Source organism: Dermabacter sp. HMSC06F07 (assembly GCF_001807345.1).
Taxonomy (GTDB): domain Bacteria; phylum Actinomycetota; class Actinomycetes; order Actinomycetales; family Dermabacteraceae; genus Dermabacter; species Dermabacter hominis.
Genome location: NZ_KV788579.1, coordinates 1 through 21,173, shown reverse-complemented (window position 1 = coordinate 21,173; position 21,173 = coordinate 1). Strand labels below are relative to the sequence as shown.

At 63.0% G+C, this 21,173-nt stretch carries 17 protein-coding genes and 1 pseudogene; 9 read left to right on the top strand and 9 right to left on the bottom strand.

Annotated features, from left to right (window positions below):
• A pseudogene (locus HMPREF3157_RS10740) lies at positions 1-193 on the top strand (sugar-binding protein); the annotation flags it as partial.
• Positions 194-252: 59 nt separating this feature from the next.
• Here HMPREF3157_RS10740 and HMPREF3157_RS03930 read toward each other — a convergent pair.
• Positions 253-762 (bottom strand): NUDIX domain-containing protein, encoded by a 510-nt coding sequence (locus HMPREF3157_RS03930; RefSeq protein ID WP_034374495.1) that lies wholly within the window; start codon positions 760-762, stop codon positions 253-255.
• A gap of 528 nt (positions 763-1,290) precedes the next feature.
• Between HMPREF3157_RS03930 and HMPREF3157_RS03925 the strand changes: the two genes are divergently transcribed.
• Genes HMPREF3157_RS03925 through HMPREF3157_RS03915 form a run of 3 tightly spaced genes read left to right on the top strand, consistent with a single transcriptional unit; the run spans position 1,291 to position 4,395 of the window.
• On the top strand, positions 1,291-2,589 hold the full coding sequence (locus HMPREF3157_RS03925) for an extracellular solute-binding protein (protein WP_016663753.1): 1,299 nt from the start codon (positions 1,291-1,293) through the stop codon (positions 2,587-2,589).
• 5 nt (positions 2,590-2,594) lie between these two features.
• Positions 2,595-3,515, top strand: a complete 921-nt coding sequence (locus HMPREF3157_RS03920; protein WP_210386263.1) for a carbohydrate ABC transporter permease — start codon at positions 2,595-2,597, stop codon at positions 3,513-3,515.
• Between the two features lie 13 nt (positions 3,516-3,528).
• Positions 3,529-4,395 carry a carbohydrate ABC transporter permease gene (locus tag HMPREF3157_RS03915; RefSeq protein WP_070435582.1) on the top strand — a complete coding sequence of 289 codons (867 nt, stop codon included), beginning with the start codon at positions 3,529-3,531 and terminating at the stop codon, positions 4,393-4,395.
• 40 nt (positions 4,396-4,435) lie between these two features.
• On the opposite strand, the gene HMPREF3157_RS03910 is transcribed toward HMPREF3157_RS03915, so the two are convergent.
• From HMPREF3157_RS03910 to HMPREF3157_RS03885, 6 genes are all read right to left on the bottom strand, one after another.
• The gene (locus tag HMPREF3157_RS03910; protein ID WP_083288046.1) at positions 4,436-5,824 is read right to left on the bottom strand and encodes an extracellular solute-binding protein; all 1,389 of its coding nucleotides are present in this window, start codon (positions 5,822-5,824) and stop codon (positions 4,436-4,438) included.
• A 164-nt stretch (positions 5,825-5,988) separates the two neighbouring features.
• Positions 5,989-6,930: a carbohydrate ABC transporter permease gene (locus tag HMPREF3157_RS03905; RefSeq protein ID WP_070435581.1), complete on the bottom strand. Its 942-nt coding sequence runs from the start codon at positions 6,928-6,930 to the stop codon at positions 5,989-5,991.
• A 13-nt stretch (positions 6,931-6,943) separates the two neighbouring features.
• Positions 6,944-7,828 (bottom strand): carbohydrate ABC transporter permease, encoded by an 885-nt coding sequence (locus HMPREF3157_RS03900; protein ID WP_034371714.1) that lies wholly within the window; start codon positions 7,826-7,828, stop codon positions 6,944-6,946.
• Between the two features lie 75 nt (positions 7,829-7,903).
• Positions 7,904-9,184: an extracellular solute-binding protein gene (locus tag HMPREF3157_RS03895; protein ID WP_034371711.1), complete on the bottom strand. Its 1,281-nt coding sequence runs from the start codon at positions 9,182-9,184 to the stop codon at positions 7,904-7,906.
• Between the two features lie 166 nt (positions 9,185-9,350).
• Entirely contained in the window at positions 9,351-12,413 is a 3,063-nt protein-coding gene (locus HMPREF3157_RS03890) for an alpha-mannosidase (RefSeq protein ID WP_070435580.1), read from the bottom strand.
• Positions 12,414-12,502: 89 nt separating this feature from the next.
• Positions 12,503-13,693 (bottom strand): glycoside hydrolase 5 family protein, encoded by a 1,191-nt coding sequence (locus HMPREF3157_RS03885; RefSeq protein WP_070435579.1) that lies wholly within the window; start codon positions 13,691-13,693, stop codon positions 12,503-12,505.
• Between the two features lie 74 nt (positions 13,694-13,767).
• Between HMPREF3157_RS03885 and HMPREF3157_RS03880 the strand changes: the two genes are divergently transcribed.
• Positions 13,768-14,793 (top strand): LacI family DNA-binding transcriptional regulator, encoded by a 1,026-nt coding sequence (locus HMPREF3157_RS03880; RefSeq protein WP_168161685.1) that lies wholly within the window; start codon positions 13,768-13,770, stop codon positions 14,791-14,793.
• On the opposite strand, the gene HMPREF3157_RS03875 is transcribed toward HMPREF3157_RS03880, so the two are convergent.
• On the bottom strand, positions 14,790-16,169 hold the full coding sequence (locus HMPREF3157_RS03875; protein ID WP_070435577.1) for a glycoside hydrolase family 125 protein: 1,380 nt from the start codon (positions 16,167-16,169) through the stop codon (positions 14,790-14,792). The genes HMPREF3157_RS03880 and HMPREF3157_RS03875 overlap by 4 nt on opposite strands.
• Positions 16,170-16,390: 221 nt before the next feature.
• On the opposite strand from HMPREF3157_RS03875, the gene HMPREF3157_RS03870 reads away from it, so the two are divergent.
• Genes HMPREF3157_RS03870 through HMPREF3157_RS03855 form a run of 4 tightly spaced genes read left to right on the top strand, consistent with a single transcriptional unit; the run spans position 16,391 to position 20,547 of the window.
• Positions 16,391-17,323 carry an endo-beta-N-acetylglucosaminidase H gene (locus HMPREF3157_RS03870; protein WP_070435576.1) on the top strand — a complete coding sequence of 311 codons (933 nt, stop codon included), beginning with the start codon at positions 16,391-16,393 and terminating at the stop codon, positions 17,321-17,323.
• A gap of 13 nt (positions 17,324-17,336) precedes the next feature.
• Entirely contained in the window at positions 17,337-18,725 is a 1,389-nt protein-coding gene (locus HMPREF3157_RS03865; protein ID WP_070435575.1) for an extracellular solute-binding protein, read from the top strand.
• Positions 18,722-19,666 carry a carbohydrate ABC transporter permease gene (locus tag HMPREF3157_RS03860; RefSeq protein ID WP_070435574.1) on the top strand — a complete coding sequence of 315 codons (945 nt, stop codon included), beginning with the start codon at positions 18,722-18,724 and terminating at the stop codon, positions 19,664-19,666. The genes HMPREF3157_RS03865 and HMPREF3157_RS03860 overlap by 4 nt, the downstream gene beginning before the upstream one ends.
• Complete coding sequence (locus HMPREF3157_RS03855; protein WP_083288045.1) at positions 19,663-20,547, top strand: carbohydrate ABC transporter permease; 885 nt, start codon at positions 19,663-19,665, stop codon at positions 20,545-20,547. The genes HMPREF3157_RS03860 and HMPREF3157_RS03855 overlap by 4 nt, the downstream gene beginning before the upstream one ends.
• Positions 20,548-20,645: 98 nt before the next feature.
• Here the strand turns inward: HMPREF3157_RS03855 and HMPREF3157_RS03850 are convergent, their stop codons facing one another.
• Positions 20,646-21,026, bottom strand: a complete 381-nt coding sequence (locus HMPREF3157_RS03850) for a hypothetical protein (protein ID WP_016663739.1) — start codon at positions 21,024-21,026, stop codon at positions 20,646-20,648.
• Positions 21,027-21,173: the final 147 nt, after the last annotated feature.

The following is a 21,173-nucleotide window of genomic DNA, read 5'->3' as shown; positions in this document are numbered from 1 at the left end:
GGAGGTCTTCAGCGCCGCCGCCGAAACCGTGCGCCCGCTCTATGAAGACCCGAACTCCGAAACCGTGAACGCGCCGTTCTACGCGGAGCTTGAGCAGGTCGAATCGTCGAAGAAGGACCCGGCGAAGGCCTGGAGCGATGCCGTCACGGCCGCCAAGCGCATCGCCGAACAGGCCGGCCTGACACTCGCGTGATCACAGCGGCAGCACCGGTGGTGGGGCAAGCGTCGGACCATTCCGACGCCTGCCCCACCTCACGGCGCTTCCGCGATCCCGCCTCGCTTAACCACGAAAAGGTCGACTTCAGAGCGGCCTTCAAGAACATCGAGAGCATGCCACACGCGCTCGGCGCCCCACGGCGAGAGAATCGCCGCGTCCCGCGGGTCGATGAGATCCCACGCCTCAAGCTCTTCCTCCTGCAGACGCACTCGATCGCGAAGCTCCGCCTCGGGAACCACCCCGGCATCGAACACGAAGTGAACTCCCATCGGTGCGCCGTAGGCGGCGCTCGACGGCACCCAGCTCACCGAAAGGAGCCGGCCGACCGGAAGATCCAGGTTGAGCTCTTCGCGCAGCTCCCGGGCGGTGGCCTCTCGCGCGTCCTCGCCGGCATCCACGCCTCCGCCCGGCAAGAGCCAGTGGTCGCGGTAGTTCGGTTTTTCCACGAGGATTCGACCGTGCTCGTCGCGGATCACGGCCGCACCCGAGCTGAAGAGGGTAGGCAGCTGCTGGTAGAAGTAGGGGTTCGGGAGGAGGTCGCTCATGCCTCCACGGTAGCGAGGCGGCCTGAGCCCGGTCAGGGTCGGCATGCGCCGGCAACAGTTCTCGTCGATGCTCGTCGAGGTCACCTCGCCCAGTGCACCGCTCTCGTGCCGCATCCCGCACGCCACCCCGGGCCACATAATCTGTATACAGATCTTTTCGATGACAAAAGCCTGTCCCGTCAATTTGCAAAAGACACCCAAAGCCGCGCATCTAATGCGATTACAGTCGACGCGCTCTCGGGCACGAGCAGCCGCCCGCACACCGCGCACTGCGCGCGGGCAAAGTCCCCCGCTCGCGCGCTATACTCGAACGGGCAGCGGAGCCAGCGAATTGGGGCACCGCGGCCCTTCCCGCCACCGTCGGCGGGGCACACACAATTCATAACCCCAACCGTGTGGATAGCTTTATATCCCCGCGAATATTCACATCATCAATACCCGGAAGTAAGGTTCAGTGCTCCGTGTTCGCGACGGCTGCGGACTCAGTAGCTCCTATAACCTCACGCTTTCCGAATTACGGAGTTTTCCATGGATATCTCACGCCGTTCGCTTCTGGGCGCCAGCGCGCTCACCCTCGGCCCCGTCGCTCTCGCCCTCACGGGCTGCTCCACCGGTAAATCCGGCTCCACCTCGGGTGGCGGCAGCGACAAGGACTTCGTTCTATGGACCTGGCCCGAGGGCTTCAGCGAGGACACCCTCAAGGCCGTCAAAGAACAGTTCCCCGACATCAACTTCCGCCAGAATGTCATCGGTGGCGACTTCAAGCAGAAGCTCACGACCACCTTCAGCGCCGGCTCCGGCCTTCCCGACATCACCGGCGTCAAGGGCGAAGACATCGCCTTCTTCCTCTCGAAGACCGACTACTTCGAGGATCTCAACGAACTCGGCGCGAAAGACATCAAGGGCGACTACCTCGACTGGAAATGGCAGCAGGCCACCTCGAAAGACGGCAAGCAGCTCGGTATCCCGATCGACATCGGCCCCACCGCCCTCTTCTATCGCATCGACGTGTTTGAAGAAGCAGGACTCCCCTTCGAACCAGCCGAACTCGAAGCCGCGATTCGCGAGTGGGACGCCTACTTCGAACTCGGCAAGGAACTCATCGCCAAGAAGCCTGGCACCTACCTGATCCGCAACAGCGCCGGCATCTTCAGCACCGCCTACCGCCAAAGCGGCAAGGGCTTTATCGATGAGAACCAGATGTTCATCGGCGATCAGGACCACATCCGCAAGGCCTGGGATCTCTCGGTCAAGGCGAATGCTGCCGGCATCAACGCCGCCCTTGACTCGCAGACCGCTGACTCCGCGGCAGCTGTCAACGAAGGGCGCTTGCCCGCCGACTTCGGCGCGTCGTGGCACCTCGCCGACATGAAAGTCGACGCCCCCGAAACTGCCGGCAAGTGGCGCGTGTGCAAGCACCCTGGTGAGGCCGTCAACCAGGGCGGTTCGTTCCTGACTATCCCGAAGGGCGCGAAGGACCCGAAGAAGTCGTTCGAGCTCATCTCCTTCATTCTCAACGCGAAGAACCAGGCAGTCGAGTACACCTTCAGCGGCAACTTCCCCGCTGCACCCGAGGCGCACTCGATGCCCGAGGTCGACGGTGCCGTCGAATTCCTCGGCGGCCAAAAAGCCGCGGAGGTCTTCAGCGCCGCCGCCGAAACCGTTCGCCCGCTGTATGAAGACCCGAACTCCGAATCGGTCATCGCACCGTTCACTGCAGAGCTCGAACAAATCGAATCGACAGGCAAGGACCCTGAAAAGGCGTGGAACGACGCGGTCACGGCCGCTAAGCGCATCGCCGAACAGGCCGGCATCAAGGTGAAGTAACAGATATGAACAATCCCCAACCCCGGCCACTCGGGGCGCGCATCAAAAAGGCGCTGCCGCAATACCTGGCCATCTCGCCGTACTTTTTCTTCTTTTTCGTGTTCGGTGCGATGCCGGTCGTTTTCACGATGGCGCTCGCGTTCACGAACTGGTCGGGGTTGGGCGACTTCGACTTGATCGGCTTCACCAACTTCAAGTACCTGGTCTCCGATCCCCTCTTCTACAAATCCCTCGTCAACACCCTGATTCTGTGGGTCATGGGCACTGTGCCGACCCTCGTTCTCGCGACGATCCTCGCCCTCATGCTCAACTCGACCCTCAGGTTCTCGACGACCTACAAGGTCATCTACCTGATCCCAAACATCACGTCGATGGTCGCGATGGGTATGCTGTTCAGCTCGATCTTCTCGAGCCAATTCGGTATCGCAAACGCCATCATCAACGTCTTCGGTTTCGAGAACATCGCGTGGCTTCAAACCGAATGGGGCATCAAGATTGCGATCTCATGCCTCACGACCTGGGCGTTCGTGGGCTACAACGCGCTGCTTATCCTCGCCGGCCTCCAGGCGATCGATAAATCCCTCTACGAAGCCGCCGCACTCGACGGCGCAAACTCGTGGCAGATCTTCTTCCGCATCACCCTCCCCCAGCTGCGGCCGATCATCCTGTTCGTCACCCTGATGTCGACGATCGGCTCACTCCAAAGCTTCACCGAATCGCAGGTGCTGACCTCCTCAAACTCCGGAGGTGCAGCAAGTGCGGGCGGCATCAACAACTCTGGTCTCACCATGGTGATGTACTTCTACTCGGTGGCCTTCCAAGAGAACCGCTACGGCTACGGCGCCGCGATTGCGTGGGGCGTTTTCGTTGTCGTCATGTTCTTCTCGATCATCAACTGGCTCGTGACCCGCGAGCGCAAGGACTAAGGGGCGCCTCGACATGACAGCTCAGACTCATACGGACACGATTGTTCGCCGCCGCAAGCCGATCCGGATCACCACGATCCTCAAATACATCGCGCTCACGGCGGGCGCGCTCGTCTCGTTGTTCCCGTTCTACTGGATGTTCATCCTCGCGACCCACCCGTCGTCCGCGATCTTCAAGTTCCCGCCGGATGTGCTTCCCGGTGATCGTCTCGGCACCAACATCGAGACCATCACCTCGAAGATCAACATTTGGGCGGCAATGGGCAACACCCTGGTCGTGGCCCTGTCCGTGACGGTGCTCGGGCTCTTCATTTCGTCGATCACCGCATTCACCTTCGCAAAGTTCGAGTTCCCCGGCAAAAAAGGCCTCTTCCTCATCATCATGGCCACGTTCCTTCTGCCGGCCCAGCTCGCGAGCATCCCGCAGTTCCTGTTCATGAGCAAGCTCGGTTGGACCGGCGACCTCAAGGCCCTGATCTTCCCGTCGCTCGCGAGCGCGTTCGGCGTGTTCTGGCTTCGCCAATACGCAACGAACTCGGTCTCAACCGAGTTGCTCGAGGCTGCCCGCATCGACGGTTGTGGCTTCCTGCGCCAGTACCGCCACGTGTGCCTCCCGCTCATCAGGCCGGCCCTCGCCTTCCTCGGCATGTTCACGTTCATCGGCGCATGGAACGACTTCATGTGGCCCCTCATCGTGCTCACGAACCCGGATAAGCTCACGCTCCAGGTCGCATTGAGTCAGCTCAAGACAGCCCACGGAAGCGACTACGGCATGCTCATGGCCTCGGCCCTGATCGCGGTCGTGCCGCTCATCATCGTGTTCATCATTGGCGCGAAGCAGTTCATTGCGGGTATCGCCGAGGGTGCGGTGAAGTCCTAGCCCGCTCCTTCATGAGCGGGGGCAATCCCTCCCTCGGCGCTCAGGCTTTGCGGGTTTCGACGTTCGCGCCGCCAACGAGTTCGGCAAGCTTCGCGTCGTACCAGGCCGCTGCCTGTTCCGGCGTTTTGTCGCCCACCATCACGGTGTCCATCGCGTCCTGGATAGCGGAGGACACCTCGGGATAGACCGCGAAGGCGGGCCGGTAATGGGCGCCCTCGAGCATGTCGGTGAAGAATCCGACGGTTGGCGAATAGCCCCTGTACTCCTCGTTTTGCGCGACGTCCCTCCTCGTCGTGAGCGTGCCTCCCGAGATGTTGCGCTGAACCTGGTGCTCGAGGCTGCATAGCTCCTTGACGAGTGCGAACGAGAGGTCGCGATCACGCGCGTGCGTGGGGATCGCCCAGCCCCAGCCTCCCGCGAGAGTTGTCGATCCGGGGGCTTCGCCGTGCTGGGTGGGCATGAAGGCGACACCGACGTCATCGGGCCACGTGGGCCAGGGGGCGAGGCTGCCTTCGGCCCAGAGGAATGAGATCCACGATCCATCGATGAGGATGCCGAGCTCGCCCGCGGGGAACATCGTGGCCTGCACGGCCTCCATGAGATTCGGGTCGAAGTGGCGGGCTGCGGGGAGTGTGAGCCCTTCGTCGAACTGGCGCTTGTAGAACGCGAGCGCGTCAATGAAGCCTTGCGATCGCGCGACCCATTTCTTCGTCTCGGGATTGTAGAGCGTGTCGTTCGTGCCGTAGAGGAGCATCTCGAGGCCCTGCATCGAGGCTGATTCGCCCTGCGCTTTTCCGCAGTACATGAACATGCCGGTCGCGCCGATGTCGGCGTCGCGGATCACCGCGGCGGTTTCGGCAATGTCGTCCCACGTGCTCGGCTGCCACTCGGTGGGAAGTCCCGCCTTCTCGAACACTCTCTTGTGGTAGTAGATGCCGCGCGTATCGGTCTCGGTGGGAATAAGGTGCACGCGCCCCTCGGGGTCCTTGGCAGCCTCCTTGGAGGCCGGGTAGAAACTCTCCCAGGCCTCCCACGCGTCAACGAGATCATCGATCGGTTGAAGGTAACCGGCGGCGATGTCGGACTGGAGAATGAAGGAGTCTTCGAACACGACGTCCGGGCAGCTGCGTGGCGAGGACATAAGCAGCTCATTTTTGGTGAAGTAGTCATTCGCCGCGGCCACGATCGGCACGAGTTCGACCTTCACCTCCGGGTGTTTCGCGGTAAAGCTCGCGGCTACTCCCGTCAGCCACTGCTCGAGGTTCCTGTCTGATCCGAACTGTTGGAACGCGATCCGCAGCGTCGAGGCGTCGCGTTCGCTCGCGCACCCGGTCAGCATCGATAGCGGGAGCGTTGCCGCTACACCGCCCGTCACCGTGAGGAAGTTTCGGCGCGACGGCCGGCTCGTGACTTTCACGGCGTGGTGCATGATGGCGGTCCTCTCGTTCGCGGGCCACCGGAGTGCGTGGCTAAGCTGCCCCGTACTCCAGGCGAGGGGGCCGGGGAGGTCCCCCGTAGCCTATCGATAACCGGGCTGTTCGCAGAGCTCTCGCCGGGTCGCGGGCGCGCGGCCCCTACGCCGCGGCGCTTCACTCACCCCTTAACCGCGCCGTCTTCCACTCCCTTGAAGAAGAAGCGCTGGAACACGGCAAAGAACAGGATGATCGGCACGAGCGCAATCATGGTGCCCGCGGCGATGACGCGCGGGTTGGAACCGAAGTTTGAGTTAAGGTACTGCATGCCCACGGTGAGCGTGTATTTGTCGGGATCGCTCAGCACGAGCAGCGGCCACAGGAAGTCATCCCACCCGCCGATGAACGCGAAGATCGCGACGACGCTTGCCATGCCCCGCACGTTCGGCCACACCACTCGCGTGATGATTTGCCACGTATTCGCGCCGTCGATCACGGCCGCGTCAAGGAGCGCCGGCGGGATCGATCGGCACGCCGCCATCATGAGAAGAACGTTGACAGCGCCGATGAGGCCGGGAAGGACGACGCCCGCGAGCGAGTCGGCGAGGCCAAGCGACTTGATCGTGAGGAACTGGCTCATGAGGGTCACTTCGCCAGGCAGGAGAAGCGTCGAAAAGAGAATCCCGAGCGCGATTTTCTTGCCCTTGAACTGCAAGCAGCCCAGGGCGTAACCGGCGATCGTCGAGAACACGACATTCGCTATCGCGAGCGTCACGGCAACGATAAGCGAGTGCCAGGCGTAGCCGAGGATCGGCACAGTGTTGGCAACCTCGACGTAGTTGTGGAGCGTGAAATCACTCGGCAGAAGCGACGGCGGGAACTGATAGATCGGGTCCTTCGGGCCTTTGAAACTCGTGCTGAGCTGCCACAGGAACGGCCCCACCGACACGAAGAACATCGCGACGAGCAGAATGTAGCGCACGATCAAACCGGCAAGCGTCGGCTTATTAAATCCCCCGGATTCCTTGCTGCGCCACGGGCGATTCGTGTTGCGGTAGGTGCGGGAAGAGGTTCCGACGGCTTCCGGGTTCACGTTGCCGGCTCCGGTTTCGAGAGTGGACATTCCGATCAGTTCCTTAGTGCGCGTTCGAGTCTGGCCGGTTGTTGAGGTAGGCCACGAGGATGAGCGGCCCCACCGTGAAGAGGAAGAGGAGCACGGAAAGCGCCGAAGCGTATCCGAGCCTGCCGTTGAGGCCTGAGCCGACCTGCTGGACGAGCATGACGAGCGAGGATGCCTCGCCACCTGGACCGCCCGAGCCTTTCGAGAGCACGTACAGTTCGGAGAACACGCGCATGCCGCTCACGGTGATGAGGGCGCTCACAAGGAACATTGCGCCGCGCACGCCGGGCACGGTGACGGACCAGAAGCGGCGCCAGGCGCTTGCGCCGTCCATGGCTGCGGCTTCGTGGAGTTCGGTGCCAACGTTGGCGAGCGCCGCGAGGTACACGACCATGTAGTACCCGAGGCCTTTCCATACGGTGAGGACGACGGCCGTGAAAATGAGGCCCCATCGCGAGGCGAGGAACGGCAACGGGCCTTGAACGAGGCCGAGGAATTGCAGGGTTTCGTTGATGACGCCGCGTGAGTCGAAGAGCCACTGGAAGATGAGGGCCACGACAACAACCGAGGCGATGACGGGGAAGTAGAAAGTAGTTCGGAAGAACGAGATGCCGGGGATCATGCGATGCACGAGGAGAGCGAGCAAGAGCGGCAAGAAGGTCAGGAGGGGGACGCACGCGACGGTGAAGGCAAGCGTCGTTCCGAGCGATGTCCACACGCGCGCATCGCTGAAGAGCGCCGCATAGTTGTCGAAGGCGACGAAGGTTCCGCCCGTGAGCGGGCGCGCATTCGTGAAGCTCAGGACGACCGTGTTGACGAACGGCCACAGAGCAAAAACGGCAACCCACACAACTGCGGGGCCTACGAGGAGCCACGGGACGTACCACTTGTATGAACGCACGCTACTTCTTTCCTTCCAACGGTGCGGCGTGAAGGGGCCGGGCGAGGCCCGAGGGGCTTCACCCGGCCAGGGGTGTCAGCTGAGCTGATCGTTGCCGTACTTCACGGCTGCGTCGAGCGCCTCTTTAGCCGTGATGTCGCCGCGCATGGCGAGCGCCATCTGCTGCCCCATGTTGGTCTTCATGTCTTCGGTCCACATGACGTTCGTGGGGTCGACAGCGGTCTTCATCGACTCGGCGGCCAGCTCAACTGCTTTGTTCTGCAGCTCGATGTCCGACTTCTCGGCGAACTTGCTGGGGTCGGCTGCCGCTTCTTTCGTGCCGGGCAAAAAGCCCTGTGCGAGCTTGACGAACTCGATCTGGTTTTCGGTGTTCGTCGCGAACTTCGCGAAGGCGAGTGCTGCGGCAGGGGCCTTCGACTTTGCGGAGACGGCGATGCCCTGTACGAACAGAGGCGGCTGCCCCATACGCTTCGTCACGACCGTCTTCTCGATGAGGCCGGGGTTATCGGTCTTGAGCTCGGTCGGGTAGCTCGAGGTCGCCGTTGTCCACAGAACCTTCTCCTGCTTGTACAGCTGGGCGTTACCGGTGTAGTTATCGCTCAGCACCTCGACCGGCATGGCCTTGGCTTTGTACAGCTCCACGTATTTCTGCAGGAAGTCGACGTTTTCGTCGGTGTTGAAGTTGAACTTGCCGTCGTCACCAGAGGTGATGATGATTTCGGGGAGCGAGGAGATGATCGGGGCGGATCCCCCCTGCTTGGCGGCTTCCATGGCCAGGTCGTAGAGCTCGTCGAAAGTCGTGGGCAGCGAATCTTCGCTCACGCCGAACTTGCTCAGCGCATCGATGTTCCACCAGGACATGTCGGTACCGAGGTACCACGGGTAGCCGTAGCTGCCGTCGATGCCCGGCATTTCGTAGGCCTTGACGCCGCCCTCGACGTACATGTCTTTGAGCTTGTCGTCGGCCTTCGCGAGGTCGAGAAGCATGCCGTTCTTTGCGAGTGAGTACGCGAAGTTCGGCGGAACGTTGACGACGTCAGGGAGCGCGCCGGAGTTTGCCTGGCCGAGGAGCTTATCCTCGTAGCCTTCGCCGGGCTGATCCATCCACTTGACTTTGACGCCCGGGTTTTCTTTTTCGAACCTCGCGACGAGGTCTTCAAAGTAGGGGCTGAATTTTTCGTTCTTGAGCGACCAGGTCTGGAACGAAATCTCGCCCTCGACCTTGCCTTCTTTGGCTTCCTTGGCGGCGTTATCCTGTTCGGCGCTGCCGCCGCCACCGCTCAGACCGCATCCCGCGAGGGTGAGCCCCATGAGCCCGACGCCTGCACCGAGAACCGCGCGACGAGTTGTTTTCATTGCCGTGTACCTCTTCCTTGAGATGTCGTGAGCGGCACCAGACCGGTGATAACTAAACCGCTAAAGTTGAGTGTACACGCCTCCTCAGCCACACGAAAGACTGAGGGCCCGCAAGCAGATCGCTCTGCCCGCGGGCCCAAACCCCCACAGCCCCTATGGAATCCAGTTAAAAGCGGGCGCGAAGGGTCACAATCTGGAACGGTCGGGCCGCGATCGTGATCCGGTCGCCGTCAGCGCGCTGGGCCTGGTAGTGCAGCACCGACTCCTCGGTCAGCTCACGCTCGAGAAGATCCACAGCGACAATCTCCTCAGCGCCAGGCACCACAACGACGCCCTCGCCGCGCCTCCCCTCGGACTCGTATAGGCGCACGATCAGATCGCCCGACTGGTCCTCGGCGAGTTTGAGCGTCTGGAGGCGCAGGGAGGTCCCCTCCCCCTCGATGCGCGCAAGCGCAGCGTCCACGAGGTCGTGATCGACATCGCGCGGCACCTGATTGAGTCGCGTGCCCTCGTCGATTGCGTCGGCAATCGACGCACCCGGAACGAGCGAATACCGCATCCGGTACTGCCCCTCCTCAGCGCGCGGATCGGGGAACTCGGCCGCGCGGATCACGGTCGCGCGCACGATCGTGGTCGTGCCGCCGTCGCTCTCGCGGAGGCATCGGCGCACGTCGTGGCCGTACGAAGAGTCGTTCGCCAGCGCGACGGCCGAGCCGGCCCGATCACCCTCGTGCACGCGCACCCAGCGGTGCGCGCACGTCTCGAAGCGACCGAAGTCGTCGAGCGTGTTGACGGGGATGGGGCGTTCGATGTGCCCGAACTGGATCTCGCTCGCCATGTGCGCCGCGCGCAGGTCGAACGGGAGCGCGAGCTTGAGAACCTTTTTGCGCTCGTGCCAATCCACGTCGAGCACGACCTCGAGCCCCTTGGCGCCGGGCGCGAGCACGTATGTGAGCACAATCCTCGAGCCGGTCCCGTTAGAGGGCGCGCCGGGGTACGGACGCTCCTCGGTGCGCACGCCCTCCGTGCGGGTCTCGTAGGTGGCGCGCACGTGCACCGCCTCGCCTTCGCGCTCAACACTCACGGGTCCGACGGCTGCCAGGTCCCTGCCAATGCGCCGATAAAACTCGTCGATGTCCCACGAATCCCACGCGTTGGGAGTATCGCGGTGAAGCTGGAGCAGCGCGCCCTTCGCGCCGGGAGCGATGAGCTCGCGTCCGCTTTCGCCGGCGCGGAGACTCACGAGGTGGCCGTCGGCGTCGATCGTGGCGGACACGTGGCCGTTGCTGAGGGCGAAGCAGCCGTCGGACTCTTCGCACGTAACCTCGCCCGCGGTTTCACCATCGCCGCTGCTCTCCCCCGCGCCCGTGTCCTTTGCCCTCGCGATTGCCTCGAGGGCTTTCTCGACGAGTTCCTCGCCGCGCTCCGCGATGCCCTCGTAGTTGTGTTCGGTCTCCTTGTGCACCCACGCGATCGAACTGCCGGGGAGGATGTCGTGGAACTGGAGGAGGAGGACCTTTTCCCACAGCTCGTTGATCTCCGCATAGGGGTACTCGAACGAGTCATCGAGGCGTGCGGCGAGCGCGCTCCATTTCTCGACGTCGTGCATGAGCGCCTCACTCCGGCGGTTGCCCTGCTTACCGCGGATCTGTGACGAGTACGTGCCGCGGTGCAGCTCGAGGTACAGCTCACCGTTCCAGCGTGGCGCATCGGCGTATTCGGCGCGGCTGCGCTCAAAGAATGCCGTGGGGCTCGAGAACTCGACCTTCGGCGAACCCTCGAGGTTCGCGGCCCGGCGGCCCGCCGCGAGTTGCTCGCGCGTGGGGCCGCCACCGCCATCGCCCCAACCGGTCGGGCTAAGCGCGATGTGGCTGCGGCCCTTGTCCTTGTAGTTCTTCTCGACGTATGCGAGTTCTTTGCCGGTGAGCTGGCAGTTGTAGGTGTCGGCGGGCGGGAAGTGCGTGTACTGGGTCGTGCCGTCGATGCCCTCCCACCAGAACGTGTGGTGCGGGAACACGGAGAACTGGTTCCAGCTGACCTTTTGGGTGAGGAAGTTGGTGTTGCCCGCGGCGGCGCAAATTTGCGGAAGCGCGCCCGAATATCCGAAGGAATCGGGCAACCAGGTTTCTGTGGTTTCGAGCCCAAACTCGCGCAAGAAGAAGCTCTTACCTTGAATGAACTGCCGGGCCATTGCCTCGGAGCCGGGCATGTTCGTGTCGGACTCGACCCACATGCCACCCACGGGAATGAAACGGCCGCTCGCGACGTGCTCCTTGATGCGCTCGAACAGTTCGGGGTAGAAATCTCGGATCCACTGGTACTGCTGCGCCGATGAACACGAGAACGTCAGGTCGTCGTAATGCTCGAGGAGCCAGCACACGTTGGAGAAGGTGCGCGCGCATTTACGCACTGTCTCGCGCACGGGCCAGAGCCACGCGGAGTCAATGTGGGCGTGGCCGGTCGCGATCACGGTCATCGCGGAGGCATTGGCGGGCTTGTCGAGTTCGCGACGCAGCACCTCGCGCGCGTCGTGAGCCGTCGAGTGCAGATCATCCGGGTCGGCGACGTCGAGCGCGTCGTCAAGGCAGCGGAGGATGTCCTGGCGGCGCGTGCTGTCCTCGGGGAGTTCATGCATGAGGCCGTTCAGCGCAACGACATCCTGTTCGAGCTCCCAGATCGTTGTCGAGCGCCACGCGAGGCGAAGTTCCGTGAGGCCGTAAATCGGGTCGTCTCCCGCGCTCTCCCACTCACCGAGCTTCGTCGGCGCGAATGTCCAGTCACCTGCGACGTTGGGGTTGGCGGCAAGTTCGAGGTAGTACTCGAAGCTCGTGGTGCCGGGTTCGAGCGTGAGGTACTGGTTGTAGGGATTGACCGCCTTGACGGTGGTGCCGTCGGTATTCCAGATGAGCGCCTCGGCTTGGAAACCCGGCATGTTCGTAAACGACAGGTTGAGCTGGAGTTCCACGTCGCGCTCGTCGTCGCTCGCCCATCCTTCGGGGACCTCGCCCGTGACGTGCAGCCACAGCGTTGACCAGGGGCGGCCCCAGCGAGCGCCGACCTCGATGGGGCTATAGGTCTGCGCTTTCGCTTCGTCGAAGGGAACTGGCTCGCCGGGCACTTCCCACGCTTCGATCGAGACGGGCGCGGTATCGAGGTGGCGCCTCGCGGGGAGTTGTTCAGCGAGGAACCGTCGGACCCGGTCCTCGCTGTGCGCGCGGTTGTTGAACATCGGTTGGCCTTTCGTCGAGGGTCTGCTGCGCGTTCGGGTTGCGGGCGGGCACGGTCGTGATCGGCGTGTGGCGAACGACGGTGCTCGCGCTATCCGAGCTCGAGGCTTCGGTACTCTCCACGGCGAGCGAAGTCCATCCATTCGCCGAAGACATCGGATCCTGTATTGGTGAGGGAGCGGTTCGAGCCATCGGCCTTCAGCCCTTCCACGATCACGCTCGGCGTCGAGGTTGGGGTCGTGGCAAGCTCGCCGGCTTTCTCGAGAGCGATGAGGTCGCGGAGGCGCTCGCCCGCGGGTTTCACCACTCCTTCGGAATCGATGAGACCCAGGCTATATTCCAGATCTGGGAAGTCGGCAAGCGCTCTCGAAACATCGTGGGAGCACCACCAGGTGATACCCGAGAGGTTTCGGTACCCACACGCTGCGCGAACGGTTCCCTCGAGGAAATCGGCGGCGTTCTCGGGGCTCACCCACGGCGTTGGCGCGCCCACTTCCTGGAGCCACACGGAGCGGTCCGACGGTTGCCCGCTCACCCTGTGCCAGAGGTCTGCGACTTCGAGCAGGTAGCGGGCGAAGTGGGGAAGCTCGGGGGCATCGACGCCGTAGCGCTGCGCCGCGCCGCCGAAGATCCACGAGTGCACGGTTGTGGAGTCACCAAGTTCAACGGCCGCGCGGGGAGTGAAGGGGTGAGCATCGACGAACCAGGTGTCATCATCAAAGCAGTGGTGGTGTGCTCCCCTCGGGAAGGCCCCGCGCACCTCGGCGAGCAAGCCGTCGAGCCAGGCGTAGGCCTCGCTCGGGGAGATCTCGTGGCGTTCGGGGTGCCGTGGGGCGGCGAACTGACCGATCTCGTTGCCGAGGGTGAGGCCCGAGACATGTGTGCGGGTGGAAAGCTCGGCGGCAAGGGTGCGCGCGAGGGCGCGCTGGCCGTCCACGACGTCGGCGTCGGTGAAAATGTTGCGGCGATGCCACGTACTCACCCACGAGGGGAGGAAGTCGAAGCTCGACAGGTGACCTTGGAGGAGATCCACGGAGACCGTGAGGCCCGCGTCGCCGGCGGCGTCGGCGACGGCGAGGACGTCATCGATGGCTTTCGAGTCGATGAAAGTGCGATTGGGCTGCAGGAGCGGCCACAGCGGGAAGATGCGCACGTGGTCGAGGCCGAGATCGGCGAGGGTCGCGAAGTCGTTGTCGACCGAGCCGAGATCGAGGTTCGCCCAGGAGTGGAACCAGCCTTTTCGGGGGGTGTAGTTCGCGCCCCACGCGTGCTGTTGATTCATCGCGTCACCTCGTTGTCGCTGGATACCCATGCGCTCACCTAAAGCGCTTTAGCTCAAAAGGTATCATGGACTGCATGGCCCGCCCCACCATCGCCGATATCGCCCGCACCGCCGGTGTCTCGAGTACCGCCGTGTCGTTCGCGCTCAACGGGCGTCCGGGAGTCGCCGAACCCACCCGCGAAAAAATCATGGCGATCGCCCACGACATGGGGTGGACCCCAAACAGTGCCGCTCGAGCGCTGTCCACTTCGCGCGTCAACGCGATCGGCCTCATCATCACGTCGTCCTACGCCGAACTCGCGCGAGACGCCTTCTTTCTCCAGCTCATCGCGGGCGTCGAGCACGCACTCTCGTCGAGCCCCGTCGCCCTCGTCCTCAAAATTGTCGAGAACTTCGAGGATGAGCTCACGGCGATTCGCCAGTGGCACGGCGAGTCCCGCATCGACGGGCTCATCCTCGTCAACCCTCGCCCCGACGACCCGCGGCCTGCGCTTACGAACACGCTCGGCGTTCCCACCGTCTTCATCGGCAAGCCCGGAACGAACGAGCCGTTCTCCTCCGTTTTCATCGACGACGCTCTCGTCATGGACACGCTTATCGAGGACCTCGTGGCCCACGGAACGCGCCGCATCGCCTACCTCCATTCGCACGCCCGCTACAGTCACGGCGAGGCTCGCCTCAAGGCCCTCAGGCGCAGCCGCCCGGGGATCACGGCAATTGAGCACGGCATCCCCTTGGGCGAGCTCGACGACACCTGCGCGGCCATTCGCGATTTCGCCTCGATGCTCGACCTCACGGCCGCGACGACGTTCGTGTGCGAGAGCGAGGACCTCACTCTCGCGACCCTGCGCGCACTCAGCGACCTCGATGTCGCCGTCCCCGCAGACGCGGGCGTCGTGTCGTGGGAATCGACCCCGGGCCTCACGCTCCGTACCCCTGCGGTCTCGACGCTCGAGCGAAGCCCCGCCGAGATGGGAAGCGCCGCGGTGGAAGTCCTCCGCGACATGCGCGACAATCCCGGGCCCGAGCCCCGCACACGCGAACTCGCGTGCCCGCGCCTTCACGCGCGCGACACTCTCCCGCCGCGCGTCGAGAGCTAGAGAAGCGGCTCGGCCACGAGCGACGGGCGAGAGATCCCCGCAACGTCGAGGGCAAGCTCGCAAAACATCGCATTGGACCACGAGAACCACTCGCGCGTGAACGCCGTGGGATCGTTGCAGTCGACCCCTTCGTGCATATAGCCGGTTCCACCGGTCGTCGCGAGGAGCAACTCGAGAATCGCCCGCTTCTCGTCGATGTGGGTCGAGGTGAGCCCCTCGATGGATTTCGCGATGGGCCACACGTAGCCCTCGGGCGTATGCGGGGAGCCGACTCCCGCGAGCGCCGATCCCTCGTAATAGAACGGGTTGGCGGTGCTCAACACGGCCGCGCGTGTCGCGAGATACAGCGGGTCCTCGGCATCAATCACGCCCAGATACGGGAGAGACAGAAGCGAGGGGACGTTCGCGTCATCCATGAAGAGGGCTTCACCGGAACCGTCAACCTCGTACCAGAACCGGGCACCCCCCTCATCGCGCGTGATTCCGTGCACCTCAATCCCCTTGAGGATCCCCTCGCGTACGAGGTCGGCACGCTCGCCCAGGGGCAGACGTCGGACCCCTTCACCCTGCTCCCCCGGCGCCTCGCTAAATCCGGCCGTCGCGCATGCCTCCACGAGCGCCGGCACGGCCCTGAGAGCGGCGGCCATGAAGAGGTTTCCCGGGATGTTGTAGCCGAGTGCGCACGCGTCATCGCTCGGGCGAAAGCCCTGCCAGACGAGCCCACACGGTTCAGTGAGCCGCCCGCGCCCCTCGCGCACGAGCGTGTCGGTGGGCGGGCAGTCGCGACGCACGAACGTGTACGCCGAGCGTTCTTCGTGGTGGGTTTCGGTTTCGAGGACCTCGAGGACGGCCTCAAGGGCTGGGAGCGTGTCGGCGGTGATCCAGGATGTGTTGCCGGTTGCGAGCAGGCGCGCGGCGAGGTCAATCGGGTAGGCGAGCGAGTCAATCTCGAACTTGCGCTCCCACACCCACGGGCTCGGCTCGGGTTCGTCGTCATCCCAGCGGTTTGAGTTGGCTTCCTCGTTAAAGGCGTTTGCGTACGGGTCGATGAGAATCATGCGCCAGTGCGTCGCGAGCAGGCCGCCGATCAGGTCACCGAGGGTTTCGTCCTCGCCGACCAGGCGAAGCAGTGGCGAGAGTTGCGCGCACGAATCTCGCAGCCACATCGCGGGGATGTCGCCCGTCATCACGAACGTGTCCCCCTTGCCGCGGCAACGAACCGTCGTGCGGGCGGTGTTGTCAAGGAATCGCACCACGGCCTCGGCGACGTCCTCGTCAGCAGCGTCGCGCACGCGGGCAGACACGCGTTCAAGGAGTTCAGGGGCGAGTTCAATGCCTTGGGGGTGGGGGGTTCCGACGGTGGCAAAGCGGGGCACTCTTAGCTCATTTCGCTCGGGGTTCTCGGCCGCCAACATTGGCGGACGTCGACCTTCTTCCGGTCTTCGATGCTCCCACTTTCTCGCATCCCGCACCGCGGAGGCAACACGGCTCGTGCCCCTCTTGCGCCTTTACATTCCCAGGTAGGGGCCTTACCCTCGTGTGTGAATCGCGTCATAGCTGCGCGATTGGCCCATATGCGTCTACAACGGAGTGAGACATGGATCGCCCACTTTCCCGCCGCGCCCTTATTCGCGGTAGCGTCACCCTTGCCGCTGCCACAGGTGCGCTGTCGCTGGCGTCACCTGCACTTGCAAAACCGCACCGCCCCGGACGCGGCTCGAGAATTGCCTCGGTCGCCTATATCGAAGTCAACAGTAATTCGATTCTGAACGTCGGCAATTATGTTCTTTCCGACGGCACTCCAGCATTCGGTTACGTGGTTATTTTCGCAGCGAATATCAACTACGACGGCGAAAAAGCCTACCTTCACATGAACGACAATGTTCAGCGAGTCCTCGACAACGCAGAGACCACGATCCGCCCTCTCCAGCAGCGCGGCATCAAGGTCCTCCTTTCCGTCCTCGGCAACCACGAGGGCGCTGGCTTCGCGAACTTCCCGAGCCGCAAGGCGGCCGACGACTTCGCGAAACAGGTCTCGCGTACCGTTCGCCGCTACGGCCTCGACGGCGTAGACCTCGACGATGAATGGGTCGAATATGGCAAGAACGGCACGGGCGAGCCGAACGATTTTTCCTTCCTCGCGATGCTGTCATCGCTGCGCAAACGACTGCCCAACCGAGTGATCTCGTTCTACTTCATCGGCCCGAGTTCCGAGCACGCCGAGTATCGAGGCCTCAGCGCGGGCCAGCTCGTCGATTACGCATGGAATCCGTACTACAACCAGTACAACGTTTTCGACGTCCCGGGGCTGCCAAAAGAGCGCTACGGCGCAGCCGCGATCGATCTTTCGAAGGCGAGCGGGATCTCCCTCCGCGGAATTGAAAGGCTCGCCCAGCGCACGGTTGACGACGGCTTCGGGGCGTTTGTGACATACGAGCTTCAGCCTGGCGATCAGTCAGCGAAGGTCAGCGCCTTCACCCGTGCGCTGTATGGAAGCGACGCCACCTACACCGGCGAATTCGTCCTATGAAAGGAGTCGCGCCATGCGTCCATCAGTCAAGGTGACGGAGCGATCCTCACGGCGAACCTTCCTGAAGGTGACCGGAGGAATCGCGAGCACACTCCCCCTCGCGATGCTCGCAGGCTGCTCGAGCGAGCGCGATTCGTCCACGCTCAAGGTCGCCTATCAGCAATTTGGTTCGGGCACGACCCTCCAGCAGTGGCTCACGAAGATCATCGCGGAGTTCACCAAGAAGCACCCCGGCGTGAGCGTCGAGCTCGTCCCGATCGTCGCCGCGGAGAACGACTACTTCACGAAGAACGAACTCTTGATGTCGTCGCCCCGAAGCTGCCCCGACCTCGTTTTCGAAGACACCTTCATCCTGCTCTCCGACGTTGCCGCCGGATACATTCAACCGATCGACGATCTCGTCAAGGGCTGGGAGGGCTGGGACAACCTCTACCCTGCTTCCCAAGCGGCAGCCGTCGATCCCGAGGGGCGTGCGCACTGCGTTCCCACTGAAACGGATACGCGCGGCATCTACTACAACAAGAAGGTCTTCAAAAAGGCCGGCCTGCCCACCGAGTGGCAGCCGCGCACGTGGGAGGAGATCGCCGAAGCGGCCGCGGCCATTCGTGACGCGAACGTCGATGCTGCGGGCATGTTCATGTACTGCGGGAAAACGCAGGGCGAAAAAGCCTCGATGCAGGGCTTCGAAATGCTGCTGTATGGCACGAGCGACACCCTCTACAACCCCGAGACGAAGAAATGGGTCGCGGGGTCACAAGGTTTCATCGACACGTTGGCGTTTTACAAGCGCCAGTTCGACGAGAAGCTCACACTGCCCGTCTCCCAGCACCTCGACCCGAACATCGCCGAAGCGATCCAATCGACGATGTTCCCTGCCGGCAAACTCGGGATCCTCATTGACGGCTCGTGGATCTCCAACCAGTGGGCACCAGACGGCCCCGCACCGTGGCCCACATGGCAGGATGATGTGGGCCTCGCCCAGATGCCCACGCAAAATGGAGAAGAACCGGGGCTGACCACCCTCGCCGGCGGCTGGGGATGGACGATCCCCACCCACGCGCGCGACCGAGAGCTCTCGTTCGAACTCATCAAGGAACTGTGCACGCTCGAGAGTCTCGTCTACCGCAACAAGAGCGGCGCCAACCTCACGACAAGGAAGGACGTCGCGAAAAACGAGGAATACAGGACCTACTCGCCAACCGTCGGATTCTTCACCGACATTTTCGAAGCCGCCTACTACCGGCCGGCGTTTGCGGTCTATCCCGAAGTGTCTTCCGCTCTTCAAGACGCCATGGACACCGTGATGGTGGGCGACAAGACTCCCGAGCAGGCAGCCGCCTGGTACGACACCAAGCTCACCGAGCTGGTGGGCAAGGACAACATCGAGGTGCGTCATTCATGAGTACATCCGTAAATGCCGTCGCAGCGGCGCCAACAAGCGCGCCAACCAATCGCAAACGGACTCCGCTCGGGAATCACCTCACGCCTCGCCGCGGCCTCCTCATGGTTCCCGCGTTCCTGCTCATCGCGATTTTCATGCTCGGCCCGATCGTCTATTCGATCTATCTCGCGTTTACAAATAAAGCCGTGCGTGGCGAGAACGCAAAAGCCGTGGAGTTCGTCGCGCTGGACAACTTCATCACCGCCTTTAGCGACGATAGGTTCTGGAACGCCGTCGTCCTCACCCTGATTTTCACCCTGGTGTCCGCGGTGATCGGCCAAAATCTCCTCGGCATGGTTCTCGCACTCCTCATGGAGAAGGCCAACCGCCTCGTGACGTTCATCGGCACCTCGATCGTGATTCTCGCGTGGATCCTCCCAGAGGTCGTCGCGGGGTACTTGCTGTACACGTTCTTCGCGGATCAAGGTTCGCTCAACACTCTCCTCACGAGCATCGGTTTACCGGGTCAGGACTGGCTGTTCAGCGCTCCGATTCTCGCGGTGTCGTTCGCGAACATTTGGCGCGGTACGGCGTTCACGATGCTCATCTATTCGGCGGCGCTCACCTCTATTCCGAAGGACGTGTACGAGTCAGCCGAGATTGATGGCGCTGGCGCGTGGAAGCGATTCATCAGCATCACCGTGCCGCTCATGCGCACGGCGATCGCCACGAACCTCATGCTGATTACGCTGCAGACGCTCTCCGTTTTCGGCCTGATCTTCATCATGACGGGCGGTGGGCCTTCCGGCCGCAGCCAGACCCTCCCGCTGTACATGTATGAGCAGGCGTTCTCGTACGGCCAGCTCGGCTACGGCACCGCGGTCGCGCTCATTCTGCTCGCGATCGGGGCGATTGCCTCCCTCATCTACCTGAAGCTTCTGCCCGAGGAGGACAAGCGATGACCACCGCAGCTCCCACGAAGGCCCGTGCGAAAAGCGACCGCGGAAACCAGCCTCACACGGCGCGCGGGCGTCTCACGTCCGTCCTCTCCTCGATCGTCATCGCCCTCATTAGCGTAGGTTTCGCGATCCCCATTCTGTGGGTCGTGCTTGCGTCATTCGATACCGAAGCGACTCTCGCGGTGAAAGCGCCGGAACACTGGAGTCTCGGTAACTATCAGGCAATCTGGAACGAGCAGACGACGTTCCGCCCGCTCCTCAACTCGCTTGTGCTGTGCGGGTGCGCAACACTCATCACGATGACGGTCGCGGTGCTATGCGCCTACGCCTTTTCTCGGTATCGCTTCCGGGCACGGCGCCCGCTGCTTCTCGGCATCCTGTTTTCCACGGGCCTTCCGATCACGGCGATCATGATCCCCGTGTATTCGATGTTCGTGCAGGTCAACCTCGTTGACTCGATGCCCGCCGCGATCCTGTTCCTTGCCACGTCGTCGCTTCCCTACGCCGTCTTCCTCACGAAAGGGTTCATTGATTCAGTGCCCGTCGAGATTGAGGAAAGCGCATGGACGGAAGGCGCAGGTGTGGTGCGCACGATCCTCTCGGTCGTTCTTCCACTCATGAAGTCGGGCCTCGCCGTCGCCACGATTTTCACGTTCGTGGGCATGTGGGGTAACTTCTTCGTGCCGTTCATGCTTTTGCTCAGCCCCGAGAAACTCCCGGCAGCCGTCACCCTCTACACGTTCTCGTCCCAGTACGGCCAGGTGGCGTACGGTCAGCTCGCGGCGTTCTCAATCTTCTACTCCGCCCCGATCGTGGTGCTGTACCTCGCGCTCGGCCGGAGCCTCGGCACCGGCTTTGCCGCGGCCGGCGGCGTCAAGGGCTAGAGATGAGATTCCGACGGTTGCTTTAATCTGAAGAGCGCTCCCGGCATCGATCGCCGGGAGCGCTCTTTGTGCACCAGCGGCGAGTGCCGCGTGGAGCGTTACTTCGCCTCGTGCACCTCAGCGTCGCCGCCGGCCACGCTCGAGTCGCTCGACGTATCGGTGGCCTTCACCGTCGGCGTGCTCGCCCTGTGGGAGGCGCGTGCCTCCTGTGCCTTGTCCTTGGCCGCCGATGCCGCGCCCTTCGCGGCGCTCTTGGCCTGCTCGGCAACCTCGGGGGCCTTGTCCTTTACGGTCTCAGCCGCGTCCTTCGCCACCTTCGACACGGTTTCGCGCGCCTGGCCAACCCTCTCCTGCACACGCGGGTCATCGACGTACTGCTTGGCGGTCGCCTCGAGCTTCTCGTAGGGCTCACGGCCCATCTTCGAGCCGATCACAAAACCAATAGCGATGCCGGTCGCAAGAATGAGCTTGTTCTTCATGGTTCCTCCTCCAAGAGGGATGTCTACGGACACAGCCATCGTGGCACACGGTGCTGGAGGGAACCCGGCCGTCAGCTCTCGCTGCCCGAAAGATCAATCCGCTCGATTCCGCAGTACACGTTGAAGCGCCCGTCATCGTCACCTTCG

Excerpts from the sequence above, each read along its gene's own strand:
- HMPREF3157_RS03880 (WP_168161685.1), top strand. The coding sequence starts at position 13,768 with ATGGCCCGCCCCACCATCGCCGATATCGCCCGCACCGCCGGTGTCTCG.
- HMPREF3157_RS03870 (WP_070435576.1), top strand. The coding sequence starts at position 16,391 with ATGGATCGCCCACTTTCCCGCCGCGCCCTTATTCGCGGTAGCGTCACC.
- HMPREF3157_RS03855 (WP_083288045.1), top strand. The coding sequence starts at position 19,663 with ATGACCACCGCAGCTCCCACGAAGGCCCGTGCGAAAAGCGACCGCGGA.
- HMPREF3157_RS03930 (WP_034374495.1), bottom strand. The coding sequence starts at position 762 with ATGAGCGACCTCCTCCCGAACCCCTACTTCTACCAGCAGCTGCCTACC.
- HMPREF3157_RS03910 (WP_083288046.1), bottom strand. The coding sequence starts at position 5,824 with ATGCACCACGCCGTGAAAGTCACGAGCCGGCCGTCGCGCCGAAACTTC.
- HMPREF3157_RS03890 (WP_070435580.1), bottom strand. The coding sequence starts at position 12,413 with ATGTTCAACAACCGCGCGCACAGCGAGGACCGGGTCCGACGGTTCCTC.
- HMPREF3157_RS03925 (WP_016663753.1), top strand. The coding sequence starts at position 1,291 with ATGGATATCTCACGCCGTTCGCTTCTGGGCGCCAGCGCGCTCACCCTC.
- HMPREF3157_RS03860 (WP_070435574.1), top strand. The coding sequence starts at position 18,722 with ATGAGTACATCCGTAAATGCCGTCGCAGCGGCGCCAACAAGCGCGCCA.
- HMPREF3157_RS03920 (WP_210386263.1), top strand. The coding sequence starts at position 2,595 with ATGAACAATCCCCAACCCCGGCCACTCGGGGCGCGCATCAAAAAGGCG.
- HMPREF3157_RS03895 (WP_034371711.1), bottom strand. The coding sequence starts at position 9,184 with ATGAAAACAACTCGTCGCGCGGTTCTCGGTGCAGGCGTCGGGCTCATG.
- HMPREF3157_RS03865 (WP_070435575.1), top strand. The coding sequence starts at position 17,337 with ATGCGTCCATCAGTCAAGGTGACGGAGCGATCCTCACGGCGAACCTTC.
- HMPREF3157_RS03915 (WP_070435582.1), top strand. The coding sequence starts at position 3,529 with ATGACAGCTCAGACTCATACGGACACGATTGTTCGCCGCCGCAAGCCG.
- HMPREF3157_RS03850 (WP_016663739.1), bottom strand. The coding sequence starts at position 21,026 with ATGAAGAACAAGCTCATTCTTGCGACCGGCATCGCTATTGGTTTTGTG.
- HMPREF3157_RS03905 (WP_070435581.1), bottom strand. The coding sequence starts at position 6,930 with ATGTCCACTCTCGAAACCGGAGCCGGCAACGTGAACCCGGAAGCCGTC.
- HMPREF3157_RS03885 (WP_070435579.1), bottom strand. The coding sequence starts at position 13,693 with ATGAATCAACAGCACGCGTGGGGCGCGAACTACACCCCCCGAAAAGGC.